Source organism: Rhodovulum sp. FJ3 (assembly GCF_032918305.1).
Taxonomy (GTDB): Bacteria; Pseudomonadota; Alphaproteobacteria; order Rhodobacterales; family Rhodobacteraceae; genus SAT37.
The window spans coordinates 35,410-54,598 of record NZ_JAWJUU010000007.1 but is presented as its reverse complement, the minus strand read 5'-3'; the positions used below and the strand labels follow the sequence as shown (position 1 = coordinate 54,598).

The 19,189-nt window shown below is 60.6% G+C and carries 16 protein-coding genes and 1 pseudogene; 7 read left to right on the top strand and 10 right to left on the bottom strand.

Annotated features, from left to right (window positions below; translation table 11 throughout):
- Window positions 1-172: 172 nt before the first annotated feature.
- The 10 genes and pseudogenes from R1W00_RS16020 to R1W00_RS15975 all read right to left on the bottom strand — a co-directional run bounded on the left by R1W00_RS16020 (window position 173) and on the right by R1W00_RS15975 (window position 11,776).
- Window positions 173-1,149, bottom strand: a pseudogene (locus R1W00_RS16020) (IS5 family transposase).
- Window positions 1,150-1,296: 147 nt separating this feature from the next.
- Window positions 1,297-2,232 (bottom strand): sugar-binding transcriptional regulator, encoded by a 936-nt coding sequence (locus R1W00_RS16015; RefSeq protein ID WP_317263777.1) that lies wholly within the window; start codon window positions 2,230-2,232, stop codon window positions 1,297-1,299.
- Between the two features lie 39 nt (window positions 2,233-2,271).
- Window positions 2,272-3,276: a hypothetical protein gene (locus tag R1W00_RS16010; protein WP_317263776.1), complete on the bottom strand. Its 1,005-nt coding sequence runs from the start codon at window positions 3,274-3,276 to the stop codon at window positions 2,272-2,274.
- 3 nt (window positions 3,277-3,279) lie between these two features.
- Complete coding sequence (locus tag R1W00_RS16005; protein WP_317263775.1) at window positions 3,280-4,359, bottom strand: sn-glycerol-3-phosphate ABC transporter ATP-binding protein UgpC; 1,080 nt, start codon at window positions 4,357-4,359, stop codon at window positions 3,280-3,282.
- A gap of 9 nt (window positions 4,360-4,368) precedes the next feature.
- Window positions 4,369-5,184 (bottom strand): carbohydrate ABC transporter permease, encoded by an 816-nt coding sequence (locus tag R1W00_RS16000; protein WP_317263774.1) that lies wholly within the window; start codon window positions 5,182-5,184, stop codon window positions 4,369-4,371.
- Window positions 5,172-6,044 carry a sugar ABC transporter permease gene (locus tag R1W00_RS15995; protein ID WP_317263773.1) on the bottom strand — a complete coding sequence of 291 codons (873 nt, stop codon included), beginning with the start codon at window positions 6,042-6,044 and terminating at the stop codon, window positions 5,172-5,174. Before R1W00_RS15995 ends, R1W00_RS16000 begins: the two co-directional genes overlap by 13 nt.
- 55 nt (window positions 6,045-6,099) lie before the next feature.
- Window positions 6,100-7,371, bottom strand: a complete 1,272-nt coding sequence (locus R1W00_RS15990; RefSeq protein ID WP_317263772.1) for a sugar ABC transporter substrate-binding protein — start codon at window positions 7,369-7,371, stop codon at window positions 6,100-6,102.
- Window positions 7,372-7,392: 21 nt separating this feature from the next.
- Window positions 7,393-8,895 (bottom strand): FGGY-family carbohydrate kinase, encoded by a 1,503-nt coding sequence (locus R1W00_RS15985; protein ID WP_317263771.1) that lies wholly within the window; start codon window positions 8,893-8,895, stop codon window positions 7,393-7,395.
- Window positions 8,892-10,562, bottom strand: a complete 1,671-nt coding sequence (locus tag R1W00_RS15980; protein ID WP_317263770.1) for a glycerol-3-phosphate dehydrogenase/oxidase — start codon at window positions 10,560-10,562, stop codon at window positions 8,892-8,894. Before R1W00_RS15980 ends, R1W00_RS15985 begins: the two co-directional genes overlap by 4 nt.
- Window positions 10,563-10,771: 209 nt before the next feature.
- Window positions 10,772-11,776, bottom strand: a complete 1,005-nt coding sequence (locus tag R1W00_RS15975; protein ID WP_317263769.1) for a hypothetical protein — start codon at window positions 11,774-11,776, stop codon at window positions 10,772-10,774.
- Between the two features lie 502 nt (window positions 11,777-12,278).
- Here R1W00_RS15975 and R1W00_RS15970 point away from each other — a divergent pair.
- The 7 genes from R1W00_RS15970 to R1W00_RS15940 are packed head-to-tail and all read left to right on the top strand — an operon-like array spanning window position 12,279 to window position 19,189.
- Window positions 12,279-12,500, top strand: a complete 222-nt coding sequence (locus R1W00_RS15970) for a phosphopantetheine-binding protein (RefSeq protein WP_317263768.1) — start codon at window positions 12,279-12,281, stop codon at window positions 12,498-12,500.
- Window positions 12,497-13,234 (top strand): hypothetical protein, encoded by a 738-nt coding sequence (locus tag R1W00_RS15965; RefSeq protein WP_317263767.1) that lies wholly within the window; start codon window positions 12,497-12,499, stop codon window positions 13,232-13,234. Before R1W00_RS15970 ends, R1W00_RS15965 begins: the two co-directional genes overlap by 4 nt.
- A 10-nt stretch (window positions 13,235-13,244) precedes the next feature.
- Window positions 13,245-14,762, top strand: a complete 1,518-nt coding sequence (locus tag R1W00_RS15960) for an AMP-binding protein (RefSeq protein WP_317263766.1) — start codon at window positions 13,245-13,247, stop codon at window positions 14,760-14,762.
- Between the two features lie 2 nt (window positions 14,763-14,764).
- Window positions 14,765-15,553, top strand: coding sequence for an MBL fold metallo-hydrolase (locus tag R1W00_RS15955; RefSeq protein ID WP_317263765.1), 789 nt, complete (start codon window positions 14,765-14,767; stop codon window positions 15,551-15,553).
- 57 nt (window positions 15,554-15,610) lie between these two features.
- Window positions 15,611-16,621: a cysteine synthase family protein gene (locus tag R1W00_RS15950; RefSeq protein WP_317263764.1), complete on the top strand. Its 1,011-nt coding sequence runs from the start codon at window positions 15,611-15,613 to the stop codon at window positions 16,619-16,621.
- Window position 16,622: 1 nt separating this feature from the next.
- Window positions 16,623-17,933: an FAD/NAD(P)-binding protein gene (locus tag R1W00_RS15945; RefSeq protein ID WP_317263763.1), complete on the top strand. Its 1,311-nt coding sequence runs from the start codon at window positions 16,623-16,625 to the stop codon at window positions 17,931-17,933.
- Window positions 17,930-19,189 (top strand): hypothetical protein, encoded by a 1,260-nt coding sequence (locus tag R1W00_RS15940; RefSeq protein WP_317263762.1) that lies wholly within the window; start codon window positions 17,930-17,932, stop codon window positions 19,187-19,189. The genes R1W00_RS15945 and R1W00_RS15940 overlap by 4 nt, the downstream gene beginning before the upstream one ends.

Below are 19,189 nucleotides of genomic sequence, written 5' to 3'. Positions count from 1 at the left end.
CGGCGATCGGCCGGTCGAAGTTTGCGTTTCCGCAATATCGCGGACGATTTGTGCTGGCCGAAAATGCAAAACGGGGCCCCGATCGGCCCCGCTGGTCGTTGTCTTTACCCTGTCCGACGGCTTTGTTGCACAAATCGGAGCGTGACGGCACTTCCCCTTTCCCCGGACGGATTTAGCCTACGACCTCAGTAACAGGTATGCCAAGAGCGGTGTACTTGTTGAGGACGGCAACACGGATCTGGATTTCTGCGACCTGGCGGTCGAAGTCCCGCGCCATAAGGCTCTGCCCCAGCAGCTTCACCCAGTGCATCTTGGTTTCGACATGGCTTCGTCGGTGATATCCGCTCCACCGTCGCCAAATGGCACGGCGGAGATATCGTGATGCGTTGACGGCCTCGTTGCGGGCTATTGCACCGGCGCTGGTGGGTTTCCAAGGCTTGGCACTCTTGCGTGGAGGGATGACAGCATGGGCATTACGGGCAGCAATCACGTCATGGCATCTGCGTGTGTCATAGGCCCCGTCGGCGGTCACTGGCCCGATGGTCTGATCGGCTGGGATTTGATTGAGTAGCTCTGGCAGTATTGGCGCGTCACCGACATTGCTGGTGGTGACTTCAACGGCGCGAACTTCCAGCGTTTCCTCGTCAATGCCAATGTGTATCTTGCGCCAAATCCGGCGCTTGGGGCCGCCATGCTTGCGAGAGTTCCACTCGCCTTCACCCTCAGCTTTGATGCCGGTGCTGTCGATGAGGAGGGTCAGCGGGCCGGTGCCTCCGCGATAGGGTAGGCGCACGTTCAGGGTTTTCTGGCCCCTCTCGGCAGATTTGCCATGCAAATCGCCTGCCGGGCAGTGGGACGGCACAGGGTGCTGAAATCTGGCACCGACCAATCCAAGCCGATGAGCTGCAACAAGCTTTGGACAAAGCCCGTTGTCTGCCGAAGCGGCATCCCAAACAGCACCCTCAGCGTGAGGCACGCCTGGATCGCAGCATCACTGAAACTCTGTTGCCGGCCGCGCTTGCCGCGCGGCGGCGGCACCCAAACCATCTCAGGATCAAACCAGATCGGCAATGATCCGCGTTGCTTCAGTGCGTTATTGTAGGACGACCAATTCGTGGTCTTGTACTTTGTAGGGGCCCAACTGCTCATGCCCTCCAGCTATCATGCTGGATTCGCGAGATGAATCCCTGACCACGATTTGTGCAACAAAGCCCTAGACCTGTACAAATTGCCGCGGTCAAACTGAGAACGCTAGCCCTTTTATCCGTGGCCACATTGGCGGCTGCTCTTTCGGCTTCAGAGCAAGGTTGCGGCCAGATCTTCGTCAATCACCATGTGACTGGGATAGCCGCCCCGCAGTGCGGCGTGCGTGGCGCTGGATTTGGCCAGACCGCTGACGACCAACAGGCCCGCCATATCGCGCATCAACCCCTGATCTGCGCCGATCATCCGGTCATCCAGATCGCCAAGGACGGGCGCGCCGCCCTCGTCGATGAACCGGCCCGCGATGATCCCCACCGCGCCGCGCTCGGCATAGGCCGCCACATCCGCAGGCGTGGCGATGTTGAACTGTACGACATGGGTATCGGCCGTGCAGGGGCTGAGGGAATAGATCGCCTTGGTACAATCGTGCAAACGCGCCAGTTGCTCGGCAATGATCGGCTCGGACTTGAGGCTGGATGCCAAGGCGGGGTCGGTACAGACCGCAGGCGCGTTCAGGTTGATACATTGCCCCGACATGCGCCGCGCGATTTCCGTGGTGCAGCTTTCGCAGGTCGGTAACAACGGATTTGCAATCGAGCCGATCAATTGCCGCACGATCAGGCCGTCAACCGGCCACCATGGCATCCGCTCCGATACAAAGGACACCGTCTGGCCCCAACTGACCCCAAGCGTTTCACCGGCCTCGACAAAATCCGGCAGGAAATGCGCGGCCGCGTCACAGACCTGCAACATGCTGTCCATCGGGTTTTCACCGGCGGGCACGACATAGGCCGAGGTCAGACCATAGGTTTCACACAGACGGTCGGCCAGATCGTTGACGCGGAAATGCTCGCCCGAGATTTTGACGCCCACGATCTGACGGTCGCGCGCAAGGCGCAGATAGGTGATCACCGTGGGCCGTGACAGCCCCAGTTTCTTGGCAATCTCGGCTTGATTGAGGCCCTTCACGTAGTAGAGCCACGCCGCCTCGGCAACGGTCCGATCAGATGGGTGATTGGCGCGCACCATTAACATTGCCTCCTGTGAAAACGGCGTGATCGCAGGATGTTATACGCCCGCTTCAGCCGCGTCAAAACGCAGAACCGGCGCGGTGACGCGGACATCTTCGGCCAAGGTGCGATCGGGTGACAGTCCCGCGCGTGCCAGATCGTCGTGATAGCCCTGAACCGCCTCAAGCGCGCTGATCTGACGATCGGCCACTCGGCGCATCCATGTGATCAGCGTCGTCTGGCATTCGGCCTGATTGATCTTGCGCCCAAACAGCGCAAGCCGCGCCCCGTGGCGTTCCGATTGTGCGATCAATTCAAACGTATCGCGGTGCGTGGCCCCCGCCCCGCCCAGAACCCCGACCACCATCGACGGATCGTGACGGCACAGCTCGGCCATGGCATCGGGGCCGTTATAGGCGACTTTGAGGAATGCGGGTCGTTCGGCGCGGGTCAGGCTGGCCATCAGGCGGATGATGTTGTCATTCACAAAGGCCCCCATATCGGCCTCGGCCACCACGTCCGGCACATTGGGGTTGAACACCTCTAGAAAATGCTGAGTGCCACGCGCCCGCGCCTCGTCGCGAAAGGCTGCATAGGCCTCAAGCGCGCGCACGTCACGCTCTACATCATTCACAAAGGTGATCGAATAAAGGCACAGGTTCGCGGGCGCCAGCATCAGATGCGCCCCGCGATAGGGCTGCGAGGGCGCGGCGTTATAGGCCGCCCCACGGATGTTACCCCAGACACAGGTCGTTTCATTGGCCCGAAAGGCCGGTTCGATCCCCGTCCCCACAAAGGCGCGCGCGTCTTGCAGCACCTCCATCGTTCCGGCGGCGGTCAACATGATGTCGACCACGTCCTGCGCGATGACCTTGCGCACCTCGTCGATAAATTGCGCACGGGTGCGCGGTGCAATGGCCCGCCCGCCCGCATCGCGGTGCATCCCAAGCGCGGGCACACCCCCGGTCACCTCGGTATCCTTGGCATCGGCGATCATGTAATCGCCAACCTGATAGTCCCCGGCGCGGATACGGGCGATCTTTTGTTCAAAGCGTGTTTGCATGGCTTATTTCCCCAACAGGCTCTGGCCCGTTTCGGGGTCGAACGCATGGATTTGATCGGGGCGCAGGGCGAAATGGACCGCATCCCCCGGTTTGATGGTGCGAAACCGGGCGGTGACGAACGAAATCTCGCGCCCTGCAACGTCGGTGATAACCTGTCCCTCGGCCCCCATGTTTTCGACCAGAACCACGCGCCCCGTGATCGCGTTGGGCGCATCCGGCGCGGCCAGATCCATCGACGCCGGACGCAGGCCCAGTTCGACACTTTGCCCCACGCGCAGACCCGGGAACAGATCGGGCGACAGGGACAATGCCATCCCGTCCGCGCGGGCGACATGGTTCGGTTCGATCACCGCATCGACGAAATTCATCGCGGGTGTGCCGATGAAATCCGCAACGAAATGCGACGCGGGTCGTTCGAAAATCTCGTCCGGCGTGCCCATCTGTTCGATCTCGCCGTCGCGCATCAGGACAATGCGGTCCGCGATGGTCATCGCCTCTAGCTGATCATGGGTCACGAAAATCGTCGTGGTTTTCAGCTGTAGGTGCATCTTGCGGATTTCCGTGCGCAGCTTTTCGCGCAGCTTGGCGTCGAGGTTCGACAGGGGTTCGTCGAACAAAAACACCTTGGGCGTCTTGATCATCGCGCGCGCCATCGCGACGCGCTGTTGCTGACCGCCCGACAGGTTCTTGGGGCGCCGGTCCAGAAACGGTGCAAGGCCCAGCATCTCTGCAACCTGCGCAAGGCGCGGCGCGATTTCGGCCTTTGACAGGCCCTGACGGCGCAGGCCAAAGGTGATGTTTTCGGCCACGCTCATATGTGGATAGAGCGCATAGCTCTGGAACACCATGGCGACGCCGCGATCCCCCGGCGGCAGGTCGGTGACATCTGTTCCCCCGATTTCGATGCGCCCGCCGGTGACCTCTTCGAGGCCCGCGATCATACGCAACATCGTCGATTTCCCACAGCCCGACGGCCCGAGAAAGACCACGAATTCATGGTCAGGGATGTCGAGATCCAGTTGGTCGATCACAGGGTAGGCGCCATAGGATTTGACGATTTTGCTACAGGTAATATTGGCCATTTGTCTGTCCTATTTCCGGCCGCTCTGGACCGAGGTATTGAGAAGGCCCATCAACAGGCCGATAAACACAAGCGGGGGGATCACCAGCACCACGGTGGCGGCATTGATCACGCCCCATGGCACCTCTTTGCCCAGCGACGTGATCGAGGCGGCCACCACCGGCAGGGTGGCGTTTTGCGCCGCCAGCGTCAGCGCCAAGAGCAGCTCATTCCACACCAAAACAAAGGTGAACACGATCGCCCCAAAGAGAGAGGGCGCAGCGACCGGCAGGGAAAAGCGCCAGAACACCTCAAGCGGTGAGCACCCCTCCATCGCGGCCGCCTCTTCGATGTCGCGCGGCACCCGCTCAAACGCCGGCACCGACAGCCAGATCACCGTGGAAACCGTCGTGACCAGATAGACAAGGATCAACCCGAACAGCGTGTCGTAAATCCCCAAATCCAGATAGATCACGATGAACGGGATCGCGATCGCGACCGGTGGCATAAAGCGCAACGACAGCACAAAGAACTGAACGTCATCGCCAAACCGGCGCGCGTGACGGGCCAGAGCATGGGCCGCCGGTATCCCCAGAACCGCGCCGATCAGGACCGCAACCGACACAACCACCGCCGAATGCAGCAGCCCGTCGCGAATGGTCGGATTGCCCAGAATGGTGGCGAAATTGTCCAGCGTCGGCTCAAAGATCAGCTTTGGCACCGGTGTCACGATATCGCGCAGCTCTTTGAACGCGCCCAGAACGGTCCACAAAATCGGCCCCAAGGCCACGAAGATCAGCAGCGCCAGCACGCCGCGCGACAGGGTTGCAGAAACTATGCGGCCCATTTTTTCCCCGCTTTCCAGATGATGGTAAAGGCGATGGTCGTCACAAGCAGCAGCAGCAGAGACATCGCCGACGCATAGGAAATCCGCCCGCCCATATTGATCCCCATCTGATAGGCATAAAGATCCAGCGTCTCGGTCGCCTTGCCCGGTCCCCCGCCCGTCATGACAAAGATCAGATCAAAGGACCGCAGGCTTTCGACCGCCTTCACCAAGGCCAGACTGATCAGTGGCCCCTTGAGCATCGGCAGCGTGACATAGGCGTGGATTTCCCAACGTCGCGCATTGTCCAGCATCGCCGCCTCGATCGGGTCGCGCGGCAGGGTCTCCATCAGCTTGAGCACGATGACCGTGAAAAACAGGCCCCATTGCCAGATATCCACCACCGCCACCGACATCAGGGCCAGCGACGGGTCGGCCAGAAATTCCACCGGCCCGATCCCGACCAGACCGCAGAGATAGTTGATGACCCCCAGAGAGGGCGAATACATGAACCGCCAGATGAACGCCGCCGCAACACGCGGCAACAGGACCGGCACCAGAAAGGCAAAACAGATCACATTGCGCCAAAGCGGTTTCTGGACGGTCTCGTAAATCAGCACGGCCAACAGCACCGCAAGACCAAGCGTGCCGGTGACCGTGATCAGCTCCCACTTGGCCGAGATTTCCAGCGCGTTGAAAAAGCGGCTGTCGCGCAGGAGGCGCAGAAAATTATAGGCGCCGACGAACTCATAGTCGGGACTGCGCAGGGTTCGGTTCGACAGCGCGAACCAGATCGCCCCCCCGATCGAGACCAGCGCAAGCGTCGCAAGCAGCACAATCGCAGGCACAAGCGTGAGCCGGATAAAGGATGTGCGGGTCATGGTGTTTCCTTGAACGGGACGCCGCACCGGAACAGACCCGATGCGGCGCAGCGTGTCATTTCAGGCGCGCAAGGCTGTCCTCGGCGAAAAAGGCGGCCTCATCCAGCGCGCCCTGCACATCGTCGCGCGTGCCCGAGAACACTTCTTCAAGCGCAAGGCCAAGGTTGTCGCCGATTTCGGGCCACGCCGGGCTTGCCATGATCAAGAGGCTGGTCTTGGGCCCCGTGGCCAACAGCGCGTCGATATATTCCTGCGGCACGAGGGCTTTGTACCCATCGCTCTGCAGGGTCGAGACGCGACCGATATCGGATGCGATACCTGCGTTGATCCGGTTCTGCTCCATCTCTTTGGATGTGGCCCATCCAACGAAATCGCCGGCGATGGTTTTGCTGCAGTCTTCGGCGGCGCCGACCTTGGACACGGCCCAACCATGCGACCAGCCCGCCGAAGGCAGCGGCGCAGGCGGCGGGGCATATCCGACCTTGCCCACGATCGAGGATTTTTCAGGATCTTCCATCCACGGGCCGAACACGTCGCTCTCGATCAGGATCGCAACCTGACCGCCGCGGAACGCCTCAACCGAGTCCGACCAGTTAAAGGTCGCCACGCCCGGCGGGGCATAGGTCATCAGATCGGTATAGAGTTCGGTCGCCGCGACGGCCGCGTCGCTGTTAAAGGCGGGGGAATCCCCGTCCATCCATTCACCGCCCATCGCGCGGAAAAACGGGGTCCAGCGCCAGACGTTCATGCCCGATCCGCGTTGACCGCGCGCCGACCAGCCATAGGCGCCATTGTCGGCGGCGCTGAGGGTTTTGATCGCCGCGACCATATCGTCCAGCGTTTCAGGCGCGGATAGTCCCGCCGCCTCAAACAGGTCCTTGCGATACATCATGACATCGCCACCGCCGACAAAGGGCGCGAAATACTGCACACCATCTACGGTCGCGACATTGCTGAGGTCCGTGCGGAAATCGCCAAGATCATAGGTGTCCGGCACCACATCGCCCAGCGGATAGACCCAGCCCGCCTCGACATATTCGGCAAGGTTCGCCTCGTCGATATAGATAACCTGATAGGACCCTGCCCCGGTCGAGGCATCCAGGCGCGACTTGGCGCGGCGCTCATTCTCACCCAACAGGGTGATTTTGACCTCGGTGTCCCATTTGTCGTTGAACTCGGCCAGATGCGCGTCCAATGCGGTAACCGCGGGCATGCCTTGGGCAATCACATTCAGCGTATCCAGCGACCCGACACAGGCATCCTGTGCGAAAAGGGGCGCTGCAATCGTGCATAATGCCGTGGTTAGGCCTAGTGTTTTGATATCCATTTCTTCCTCCCATGGATTGTTTCAGATACCGCGTTCTGTCGCGGGTCGTTGTTCTGCCAAGGCCAACAGATGCGCATCCAGCGCCGTGAACCGGGCAAATCTCTGGTCATAAAGGTCGGCAAGGGACGGGTCGGGCACATAGCGATGCGCAACGCGCGTCATGTGCGACACCGCCTGATGCAGGTCGCCATAGGCCCCCGCCGCCACCGCCGCGCAAATCGCCGCGCCAAGCGCGCCGACCTCTTGGGCATCGACGGCCTCAACCGGACGCTGACACACGTCGGCAAAGATCTGACACCAGACCGGCGATTTCGCCGCGCCCCCCGCCAGACGGATCACCGGCGGATGCGCCCGCCCGGCCAAGGCGACCGTGTCCTGCGCGTGACGCCGCGCCTGAAAGGCGACACCTTCGTAAATCGCACGCAACATGGTCCCCAGATTGTCGGCGGCACTTATATCCAAGAACCCGCCCTGCTTCGGCGCGGGGCCAAAGACATAGGGCAGGAACTGACACCGTGTGCCCACGACCGGGGATTGCGCGACCAAGGCATTCGCGGTTTCCAGATCGACACGCCCGCCCAAAGCCGTGTCCAAAAACCAGCTCAGGTTCGCGGCCGAGCACGGGCTGCCCTCAGCCACCAGACGATGTCCGGCAGGGCCATAAATCATGTTCAGGATCGGATGGGCCGTGCCGGTTGGCGGCGTGTCGACCTCAATCGAATTGATCGACCATGTGCCTGCGATCATCGTAAAGACATCCGCGCCATAGGCCCCGGTGCCAAGGGCGCAGGCGGCCACATCCATCATGGACCCCGCCACCGGCACCCCCTCGGGCAGACCGGTTTCGGCGGCGGCCCGTGCGGTGATGTGCCCCGCGATGGCGTCACTTGGCACAATCGCAGGCAGGCGATGGGCATGCTCTGCCAAGCCCAGAAGGTCCAGCGCGCTGTTGGCATAACCGCCCCGCTGCTGATCCATCAGACCGCCGCCGCTTGCATCCGTAGGATCGGTCAGGGCCTCACCGGTCAGCATGAACCGGATGGCATCTTTACAGGCCAAAATCCATCGAGTACGCGCCATGACGTGGGGTTCTTGCATCGCGAGATGACCAAACAGCATCAGGGACTGCCCGCCCCATAGACGCGAGCCGGTGATATCGGAAATCTGCGCGCCCTCTCCCGTCTGGCCAAGGCGATCGACCAACGGCGCGGCGCGATGATCCACCGAAACGATGCCCCCGCGGGTGCCATGGCCATCCTCATCCAACAAGAACAAACCGTTACCAAAACCGGTACAGGCCACCGCGATTATTCGGTGATCGGCACAATCGGCCACGATGGTGCGCAGGGCGACAACCGTCCCCGCCCAGAACTGGCCAAAATCGCGTTCGACCCGCCCGTCACCCAGATGCGTGGTCTGAACATCCGCCGCCCGTGTGGCGACCTGAACACCGTTCAGATCATAGGCCACAACCTTGACCGCCGTTCCACCCGCGTCGATGGCTATGATGATATCCGTGCTCATGCCGCGCCCTCTATCGGCCAAGGGCGCAGTCCGATGATGCGGGGATCGCACAGCGCGGCGTCGCATTCGGCGCGGATCTCGGCCGCGTTCCGCCCGGTTTCCCGGCGCAGGATCTCGGCAATGTCGCTCAAGGTGCGCGCGGACAGCCCCGCGCCATAGGTCAGCCGCAACCGTCGCAACACGATGTCCTCAACCTGCAACGCCCCGCGCGCATGGATGGCATAGACCACCTCGCCGCGACAAAACTGGGGGGCATCGACCAGAGCGTTGGCGCCCTCACCGTCGCAATAGCGGGCGACATCCCGCGCCAGCGCGCCATAGCGGTCGATCAAACGCGCCCCCAAATCAGGGGCGATGCCAAGGGAAGCAAGATCAGCAGGAACAATCGGCGCGGCACCCGGATAGGCCCGGTCCCGCGTCGATGTTTCCCGCCTGCGCCCGAGCAGGGTCAAAACCCGATCTGCCGTCTCTTCGCCAAAGGCGCGAAAGGTCGTCCATTTTCCGCCGACCAACGACAGGACCGGCGGCGTAAGGCCTGAAATCCGGTCCTCTTCCAAGGCGTGGTCGCGCGCCGCGCTTGTTACCGATGCCCCACCGTCACCACGGCGCAGCGGACGGATACCCGTGGTCAGGGCAACGATATGCTCCCGCGTGATGGTGATGTCATCAAACAGCGCATTGATCGCCCCCATCAGATAGGTGATTTCCGCATCGGCAATGCCGCGATCCTCGGGGGAGGTCGTTTCAACCTCGGTCGTGCCGACAAGGACATTGTCCCCCACCGGCAGCGTGATCACCATCCGCCCCGTACCGTCGTCAAAATAATAGGCCCGCCCGTCCATACGCGCGTGCAGACCGGAATGATGTAACACCAGATGCGCCCCCTTGATCCCGCGCAGATAGGACGTGCGCGCACCCAAATCGGCGTTCACCAGATCAATCGCGGCACCGGTTGCATTGACGATGACACGCGGGCGCAGCGTCATTCGCTCGCCGCCGATCGGATCGGCCACGGCAATCGCGTCGCCTTCCCGCATCCATTGAACGTGGTTCAATGCGCAGGCGTTCCCTGTCGCCAAGGCCTCGCCCAGCATTTCAAACACCAGACCCTCGGGCTGAATAATCTGGCCGTCGTAATAGGACACCACGGCACGCGTGTCGCGGCCCAGACCCTTGGGAAAGGCCGACCGGCGCAGTACTGTGCGATGCGATGGCAAGGGATGGGTGCGCCGACCCAAGGCCTCATAGACGCGTAACGCACCTTCAAGGGCAACGTAGGACAATGGCCCGCCTTGCCGCGTCAGCCCCATAAACCGCCCAATCGAACGCGCAAAACCCGACACCAGATGGCGCAGCGGTACTGTGATTTCCAGCGGCCTCACCAAATGGGGCGCATGCGCGATCAGCAAATTCCGCTCACGCGCGGATTCGGCAACCAACCTGAACTCTCGCCCTTCGAGATAGCGCAACCCGCCATGCGCCATTCGGCTAGAGGCACTCGTCGCACCCATACAGAAATCTTCGGCGTCGATCAGGGCACAGGACACCCCGTTCAGGGCAAGGTCCCGCAGCGTGGCGACACCATTCACCCCGCCCCCAAGGATCACAACCTCGGGTCCGGTCATCGCCGCCGCAAACGCAAGATTGTCCGCCCTAAAGTCCTGCATGTAGCCCCTCCCTGCGTCATGCACCTGTACTTTCGGATGTCAGACAAGCAAAATATCTTCCTTTTGTAAATACTCTTTGTCATTTGTAAAGCCAAGGTCGCAATTGGACCCGTTTGCGGGCCGTGACCTCAAAGGAACCGCAGGGCAAACACGGAAAACCCGGCCGTAGGCACGGCCGGGTCCGTCTCGCGTCGTTCGAGTGCAATTGGTCAGGCAGATGCCGTACCCTTGGCCGTGTAAAGGATCTGCACATCGGGATGGCGGAAATTCACGGGACGCTCATCCGCACTGGGTTGGACAAACTCAAGTTCGCAGCTGTTCATGGTGACAAGGCGTTCGATCACGGCTTCCATCTCGGCCTTGGCCAAGAGGTGCCCCGGACAGGAATGCTTGCCCGTGCCGAATGTCAAATCGACGGTGCGGCGCGCGCTCGCCGACATCGGACAGTCCGCATTTCCAGCGACAATATTCACATGGACGATATCGCCTTTGGCAAAACGCTGCTCCTCCACGGTGACGTCTCGCTTGCAATAGCGCGTAGCCAGCCCCAGAGGCGGATCGTTCTTCAGATGGCTCAGGATAAAGCTGTCCATACCGTTCGCGGCCAAGGCATCGTGAAACTGCTGATTGCGCGAAACCCAGAACAGCAACGTACATTTCAACGCGACCATCGTCGTCTCGGCCGCCGCATAGGCCAGCAACATCAGCTCTCTTTCTCGGTCCTCTTGCGCAAGAGGTGCAAACAAATCGGGCGCCGCGCCGAACGGCCCATCGCGCAGATAGGTTTTGGCCGCCATCACCTCTGGGGTTTTGACGTTTGTTTCCAGATAGTCCGTAATCGGGCGCATGCGGTCGTGATGGTCGAACGCGTCGATCTGCGGACAGCCCAACAGATCCAAAACAACGCGGTTGGGAATATAGACCGCCGCGACCATCAAATCCCCCCGCTCTTTGGCAAGTGCAAACCCGCGCGCGGTCGCGGATTTTACAATTCCCTGAACCCGATCCGAGGACATGGATTTGCCTGAAAACTCGGCCAACCACGCCTTTTTGCGCGCGACATGTGTCTCTCCTTCGGTGTCTAGGACATTGGGGCCGAACAACTGACGTGTTGCGCGAAAAGGGTGGTCCACCCCAAAGGCGGAATCGCGCAGGATTTTGAGACCGGCCTCATATTCATTTATATATATTGTCGAGCTTTTCGTGGCAAACATCGTATACTCCATTAAAAATACTTACCAATTTTGGTTAATAAAAATTCTAATACTAATGGGCAAATTTAGGTAGCAATTCCTGCCCATTTTCACGACTTTATGCCTTGTTTTACCGTCGATTCGCTAAATATCGCTTAGTCCATTCGTAGTATTGTCGAGAATTGAAAATGCCCCTTTAATGCGATCACAACTTTGAGAGCGCGGACAATTTCGCCATATCGTTTTTTGTAACCAATGTCATTTCACGACAGTTTCATCGGTAAGTATATGAATTTTCGTATTTTTTAGGGCGTTACAGTCCAAAACCCCGCACGCGCGCTTATGACTTCCCTCGCGCAGCGCTCAGTCAAAATAAAATTAAGTTCAGACTTCGAGAAATAAATTCTCGGGAACTGGATTATTTATACCGCCGGTCAATTCATTGGCCGACCAATAGTACCTCACGCAATTGCGTGGAGTCGCCATTTTTGCTTTGGAGGAATGCATTTTGGAAAACCTACTCTTGCTGATTTCTCAATTTAACGAGAATTCCGAAATCAATATCACACCTACAACCGAATTGATCGATAGCGGCATTGTCGACAGCATGAACATTGCCGAACTGCTGGCCTATATTGAGGGCGCGACGGGACAGGCCGTCGAGGTGTCCGATCTGGATCTTGCGGATCTTGCGACGCCGCAAACCATCGCCGCAAAATTCCTGAGTGAGGGGACGCTGGGATGACCGCGCTGGATCTTGCCATCGATGCAACGTTTGAACGCCGTCTGGACCATGACCTGTCCTGCCTGCCGTGCTTTGGAGGGGCGGTTGAGCGTCGCCACGCCCCCCTGTTGCCGCGGGATTTCGTCTTGGCGGCGAACTATCTGAAATCCTTTCCCCAGCACGGATTCACCTTGGACAACACCATCCAGCCGGATGAGCAATACCTGCTGTCCCCGACGTGCTGTTATCCGGTGTTCCACGCCATGCGCGGCACGACGCACGCCGAAACCACTCTGATCACACATAAAAACCTCTGTTTCCGCTGTGAGGAATATTATGAAACCGGCACCCGCCAGATTTCATACATGATGCGCGAATACATCATGCTCAGCCCCGATCTGGACCGGATCAACGCATGGATCGAGGACGTTAAAACCGAGGTCGCAACCTATCTGACGTCCCTTGGGGTCAAGGTTGAGGTCGAAATCGCCACTGACCCGTTTTTCAACGCAAATGACTACAAGCAAAAGTTCCAGCGCGACCAGAACCTGAAATCGGAATTCGTCGTGAATGGCGTGGCCTGCGGTTCCGTCAACCTGCATCTGCGCGCCTTTGCAAAGGCCTGCGCCATCGAAAGCGACGATGGCGCGCCGATGTACACCGCCTGTTTCGGTCTCGGCTATGACCGGATTTATCACCAATTCCTCTTGGCCCAGCAGGCCGACGCGCCCGCAACGCTTGAGCCCGCGGAATAAGGAGACCCCCATGTACAACACCAATTTTCTGGCCACACGTCTGGCCGAGGCGGGCGCATCCCGCCTGAACAGCCCGTTTATCGACCAACCCGATCTGGGCCGCGTCACCACATTCGCCGACTTTTTTCTGAACGCGGAACGGATTGCACAGGTTCTGGTCGACCAAGGCGTCACGCCCGGTGATCGGGTGCTGGTCTATGCGCCCAAATCCGCAACCTGTATTGAGCTCTATTTCGCCTGTCTGATTGCGGGTGCGGTCTATACCTCGATCAACCCCGCAATCCCGTTTGATGATGTGGATTATTTCGTCAACGACGCCCAACCCGCACTGATCGTCACCGACGCCGAACGCTATGCGGCCGTGTTCCGCGACCGCGCGGGCGGGCCCAAGGCCCTGACTGTCAATGCGGATGAAACCGGCACGCTGGTGGACCTGCGCGACGGGCATGCGGGCGGGTTCACCGCCATTGCGCGCGATCGGGATGATCCGGCGGCGATCCTCTATACCTCGGGCACGACGGGACGGCCCAAGGGCGTAGTGCATTCGCATGGCGCGCTGTGGTCGAACGCCGATGTCCTGCGCGCCTATTGGCGGTTCGCGGCGGACGATGTCCTGTTGCATTGCCTGCCGATTTTCCACCTGCACGGGCTGTTCACAGCGATGAACGTGCTGTTGGCCAGCGGGGCAAGCTGTAAATACATCCCCGCCTTTGACCGTGACGCGATCCTGAACCTGATGCCCGGCGCGACCGTGATGATGGGGGTGCCGCCCTATTATATGGCCCTGCTGAACGATCCGCGCCTGCCCGATGCGGCGCGAGGAATGCGGGTGTTCATTTCGGGTTCGGCGCCGATGTTGCCCCAAACCCATGCGCAATGGCGCGCCGCGACGGGGACCATGATCCTTGAACGCTATGGCATGACCGAATGCAGCATGATCGCCTCAAACCCCTATGACGCCGAGCGCCGCCCGAACAGTGTTGGCTTTCCCCTCCCCGGAACCGAGGTGCGGATCGTCGACATCCAGACCGGCGCGCCCCTGCCTGCGGGCGAGATCGGGATGATCGAAATTCGCGGTCCGAACCTGTTTTCAGGCTATTGGCAAAAGCCCGAAAAAACCGCCGAGGACATGCAGGACGACGGGTTCTTTATCTCGGGCGATTTCGGGAAATATGACGCGGACGGGTATTTGTACGTGATCGGCCGGGTCAAGGATGCGGTGATTTCACCCGACGGGATCGTGTTTCCCAAAAAGGTCGAGGAACAAATCGACGCCCTGCCCGGCATCGCCGAAAGCGCGGTCGTCTCGGTTCCGCACCCCGAACGCACCGCCGTTCCCGTGGCGATCATCGTTGCGAACGGCGACGCGATTGCCGAAGAGATGATGCGCGACGCGCTGCAGGGGCACCTAGACGCGCATGAGGTGCCTGCGCGGTTCATCACCGTGGGCGAGTTGCCGCGCAATGCTATGGGCAAGGTGCAAAAGGTCGCTCTGCGTGCGCAATACAACACCCTGTTCTCGGCCTGAGCATGGCGGATCAGGGACAAAATACGGATGTGATTTTGGACCTCGACGGTCGTCTCGCCCTGCTGGTATTCAAAGCAGGGCGGGCCGCCTTTGCCAATTACATCTATGCGGTTTTTGACATCCGGTCGCGCGACGCGGTTCTGATCGATCCGGGATGGGACGGCGACACGGTTCTGCGGGTGATTGGCGAACTGGGTCTGCGCCTGCGGGCGGTGGTGGTGACCCATTGCCACGCGGATCACGTCAACGCCGTGCCCCATATCGCGCAGATCTCGGGCTGTCCGGTCTATATGTCGATCCAAGAGCACAAGAGCCTCGACCTGCCGCGCGCCCAAATCCGGACATTAGACGGGGATTATTCGTTTTCGGCGGGAACAGTATCTGTTTTGGCATTGGAAACACCGGGGCACACATGGGGGTCGATCACCTATGTGATCGGCAAACGGATGTTCACGGGCGACACCCTGTTTGCCGAGGGCTGTGGCCTGTGCGCCGCGCCGAGCGGAAATTCCGACGATCTGTTCCGATCGTTGCAAAAGCTCAAGTCGCGCGCCACGGGCGACACCCGCGTCTATCCGGCCCATCGTTATCGCGCAGTGCCAGGACAAAGGTTCGACCGGGTGCAATCAATCAATATGTATCTACGTCTGACCGACCCCGAGGCGTTTCGCGCCTTTTGCAACCGCCCCAACCGCAGCGCGAAAAAACCGCCCCTGCCCGGCACGGTTCCGGTCATGACGACGATCTATGACATGACCCCCATCGCAGCACCCGCAACCGACCTATCCTAATTTTCAGACCCGGACGATCCGTCCATCATTTTATTTAAGGTATTGATTGGAAACGTTATGGCAGATGATCGCGTGATCAAAAACTTTCCACCCGAAGGATCAATTCTGGACCATGTGGGCGACACGCCCGTGGTGCGTCTGCATCCGGATCGTTGGGGGGTTGAAGCCGAGATCTTTTTGAAACTCGAACATTTTAACCCGTGGCTGTCGATCAAGGACCGCGCCGCCAAAAGCATGATCCTGACCGCGGAACGCGACGGCCGGTTGACCAAATCCACCCCGATTGTCGAGGCCACGACCGGCAACACTGGCGTGTCCCTTGCCGCGATCGCGGCCCAACGCGGCTATGTCATCACGATCGTCATGCCCGAATATGTGTCGCGCGAACGGATGGTTCTGTTGGCGATGCTGGGCGCGCGGATCGAACTGACCCCTGCGCATCTGGGCTATCGGGAAACCGTGCGCCGCGCGCAGGAACTGGCGACGCGCACGGGTGCGTTTTATATCGACCAATCCAACAACATGGCCAACCCCGCCGCGCATACCGAAACGGGGGCAGAGATCTGGGCGCAGATGCAGGGCGACATCGACGTCTTTGTCGCAGGCGTGGGAACGGGCGGACATATTTCGGGGGTCGGGCGGTATCTGCGTGCACGCAATCCCGACGTCCGAGTGGTGGCCGTCGAACCACAGGGCGCGGCGTTGTTGTCGGGGCGGGACAGTTTGGACAGCGCGCGCTCGACCCACGGCATTCTGGGGATCGGGCCGGGGGCGGTGTTCGCGACGACCGACCGATCCGCAATCACGGATGTCTTTGTCACGACCAAAGACGACACCTATCGCGTGGCGCGTGATATCATCCGCAATGAGGGTCTGTTGGTCGGCATATCCAGCGGCGCAACCCTGCACGCGGCCCTGACCTTGGCCCGTCAGCCCGAGTTGCGTGGCAAACGGTTCCTGTGCATGGCCCCCAGCCAGACCGAACGCTATCTGTCCACCGCCCTCACGGATGAGGCCGACGCCCATGTCGATGCCCTGTTGTCCGAAACGGCGACCAGCGAGGTCTGAGATGTCCCAATCATACAAGAACCGGATCGCCATCGTCGGCGGTGGTTTTGGAATGGTGGCCCTTTTGGACGGGTTGCTGGCGCGTGGCCTGACGCGGACCCGGATCGATATCTACGCCAAATGTCACGATGAAATCGGTGAGGCGTATAAGGCCGTGCCAGACGTTTTCATCATGAACACGCAGACGGCGGCGCTTGGGATGTTTGACCACATCCTGCCGCTTGGGGACTGGTTGAAAACCGGGGTGCGGGTGGCGCCCGCCAATCCCGATTACCTGCCTCGGCGCATCTTTGGCCAGTACCTGAATCAGGTGCGCGCGCGGCTGATCAATGCGCACCGGTTGCAAGGCAACGAGGTCGAGTTGCTGCCGGCGGTGGATTTTGTGGATGGCGATGGTCAGATCCACGACATCAACGGACGAGTCCATGCGACCGGGTGCACGGTTCTGTCGCTTGGGTTCGGGTCGGACACACAGGTCGCCGACACCGCGCGCCGCATCCTGAGCGTGCCACAGGGCGGTCGGCTCTCCATCATCGGATCGGGCCTGACGGGCATCGACATGATCCTGCTCAGCACCTATCTGCGCCCTGATCTGTCGATCGACTGCTATTCGCTATCGGGGCGTTTCCCACGGGTGCGCAGCAATTTCGCCACCGGCCTGCCCTCAGTCCTTGGCGATCTGGTGACGGCCCCGGATGTGCGTCTGCGCGACGTGCTGCACCGGATTGAAACCTGCGCCAGCGACGCCGACGATCTGGCCATGTATCGCGGCGATCTGAACCCGTCGGACGAAATCGCCTATGCCAAAGAGCGCGTCTCGCTCGCCCAACAGGCCATGTATAACGCGACCCGCGATTATGCGGATGTGTTCCGCCGCATGCCCGACGCCGACCGCAGCATCATGATGCGCCATCGCCCCACTTTCGTCGAACGGCGCGTGATGTATCCGCTGTGCAATGCAACGAAAATCCAAGACCTGTGCGCCGATGGGATCCTGCGCCTCCATCGCAAGGCCGTCAATCCCGGCGACATCAATCCCGAAACCACCTTGCGGGCCTATAACGACAGCACACCCCTTGGGCGGTTCGCGGCGCGTTCGGGGTTGCGGGCCAATCCCTTTGGTGGCGTGATGGGCCAAAGGGACGGCTGTGTCTGTGACAAACGCGGGATTTATGCTCTGGGTCCGATCACCAACGGGTTTCGCTATTTCACCGAGGCCTCGTCGATCACCAAGCGCGACGCCGAATTGGCCTGTGACGCGATGATGGCGCGCCTGTCCCAGACAACAGAACGGATGGTGGCCGACCTATGAGCAGCGTGAATATCCAAACCGACCTGACCCGCATGGCGGCAGCGCTAGATCAGGTTGAGGTGATCGATCTGGTCTCCTTTGGCAGCTGTATTTCGCCCGAATACCTGTTGATGCTGCTGGCACAGGCCGATCTGGGCGCGCGCCGGTTCGGGTTTGTGGGCACCTCCCTGCCCGGAAACGGGTGGACCGGCGGGTTGAACCATGTCCTGTTGGCCCAAAGGGCGCGCTGGATCATCGGCGGGTTTTACGCCACCGTGCGCCACGCGGGGGTACAAGCCGATGCGGGTGGCCTGTCGGTGGTGAATTTCCCCCAAGGGGTGATGGCCAAATTGTTGACCTGCGCGGATCGTCGGCACACCTGCCCTATCGGTGTGGACACGTTTATCGACCCCGACCGCCGCGCGGGCGTGATAGCCCTGCATGACCCGAAACTGGCCGGATTGGGCGATCTGGTGTCAAACGCGAGCGCAGGTCTGCTGACCTATCATCTGCCCCAATCTCAGGCCGTGTTCCTGCGCGCGGCGGGGCGCACGGCGGGTGGGGCCATCGTGGCCGAAACCGATCCGGTCGATCTGGACGCGTGCGCCGTGGCCAAGGCCGCCCACGCCCGCGGGGCGCGCCTGTTCATTCAGGTGCCCGCCGGTGTCATCCTGCCCGACACAATCCAGATCATTGAAACAACCGACAGCGATCTGGTGTTCGACGCGCCAACGGATTTGCACACGCTGGGCTTTTTCCCCAACCGGTATCTGCGCCCCGAGGCCGCCCCCCACGGGCGGCGCGGCGCCATTGTGGACAGGCTTGGGGCACAGATCCTGCCACGTATCGCCGACGGGGATCAGTTGATCGTCGGCATCGGCCTGCCCGTTGCGGTTCTGCAAACGCTGGACGGGCGACATCGCGGCACCGTCAATGTCGAATCCGGCAATATCGGTGGCACGCCTTTGGATGGGACCGGATTTGGCTATAACATCGGCGCGGATCGCCGGATCTCACAGCTGCAGATGTTTGAACGGATCTGGTCGGGCGCGGTCAATCATGCGGTTCTGGGGATCGGGGCCAAGGACGCCAATGGCACAATGAACGTCGCCCGTTTGGGCAAGAACCTGAACGGGGTGGGCGGCTTTATCGATATCTCGCAATCCCTTCCCAAGATCTCGTTTTGTGGCGCACGCAAAGACATCGTGCCACCGCTGAGCGACTGGCACTGCTTTACGCCCTGCGACGGGAAGGACATCGCGATGCTTGAGGCCTGA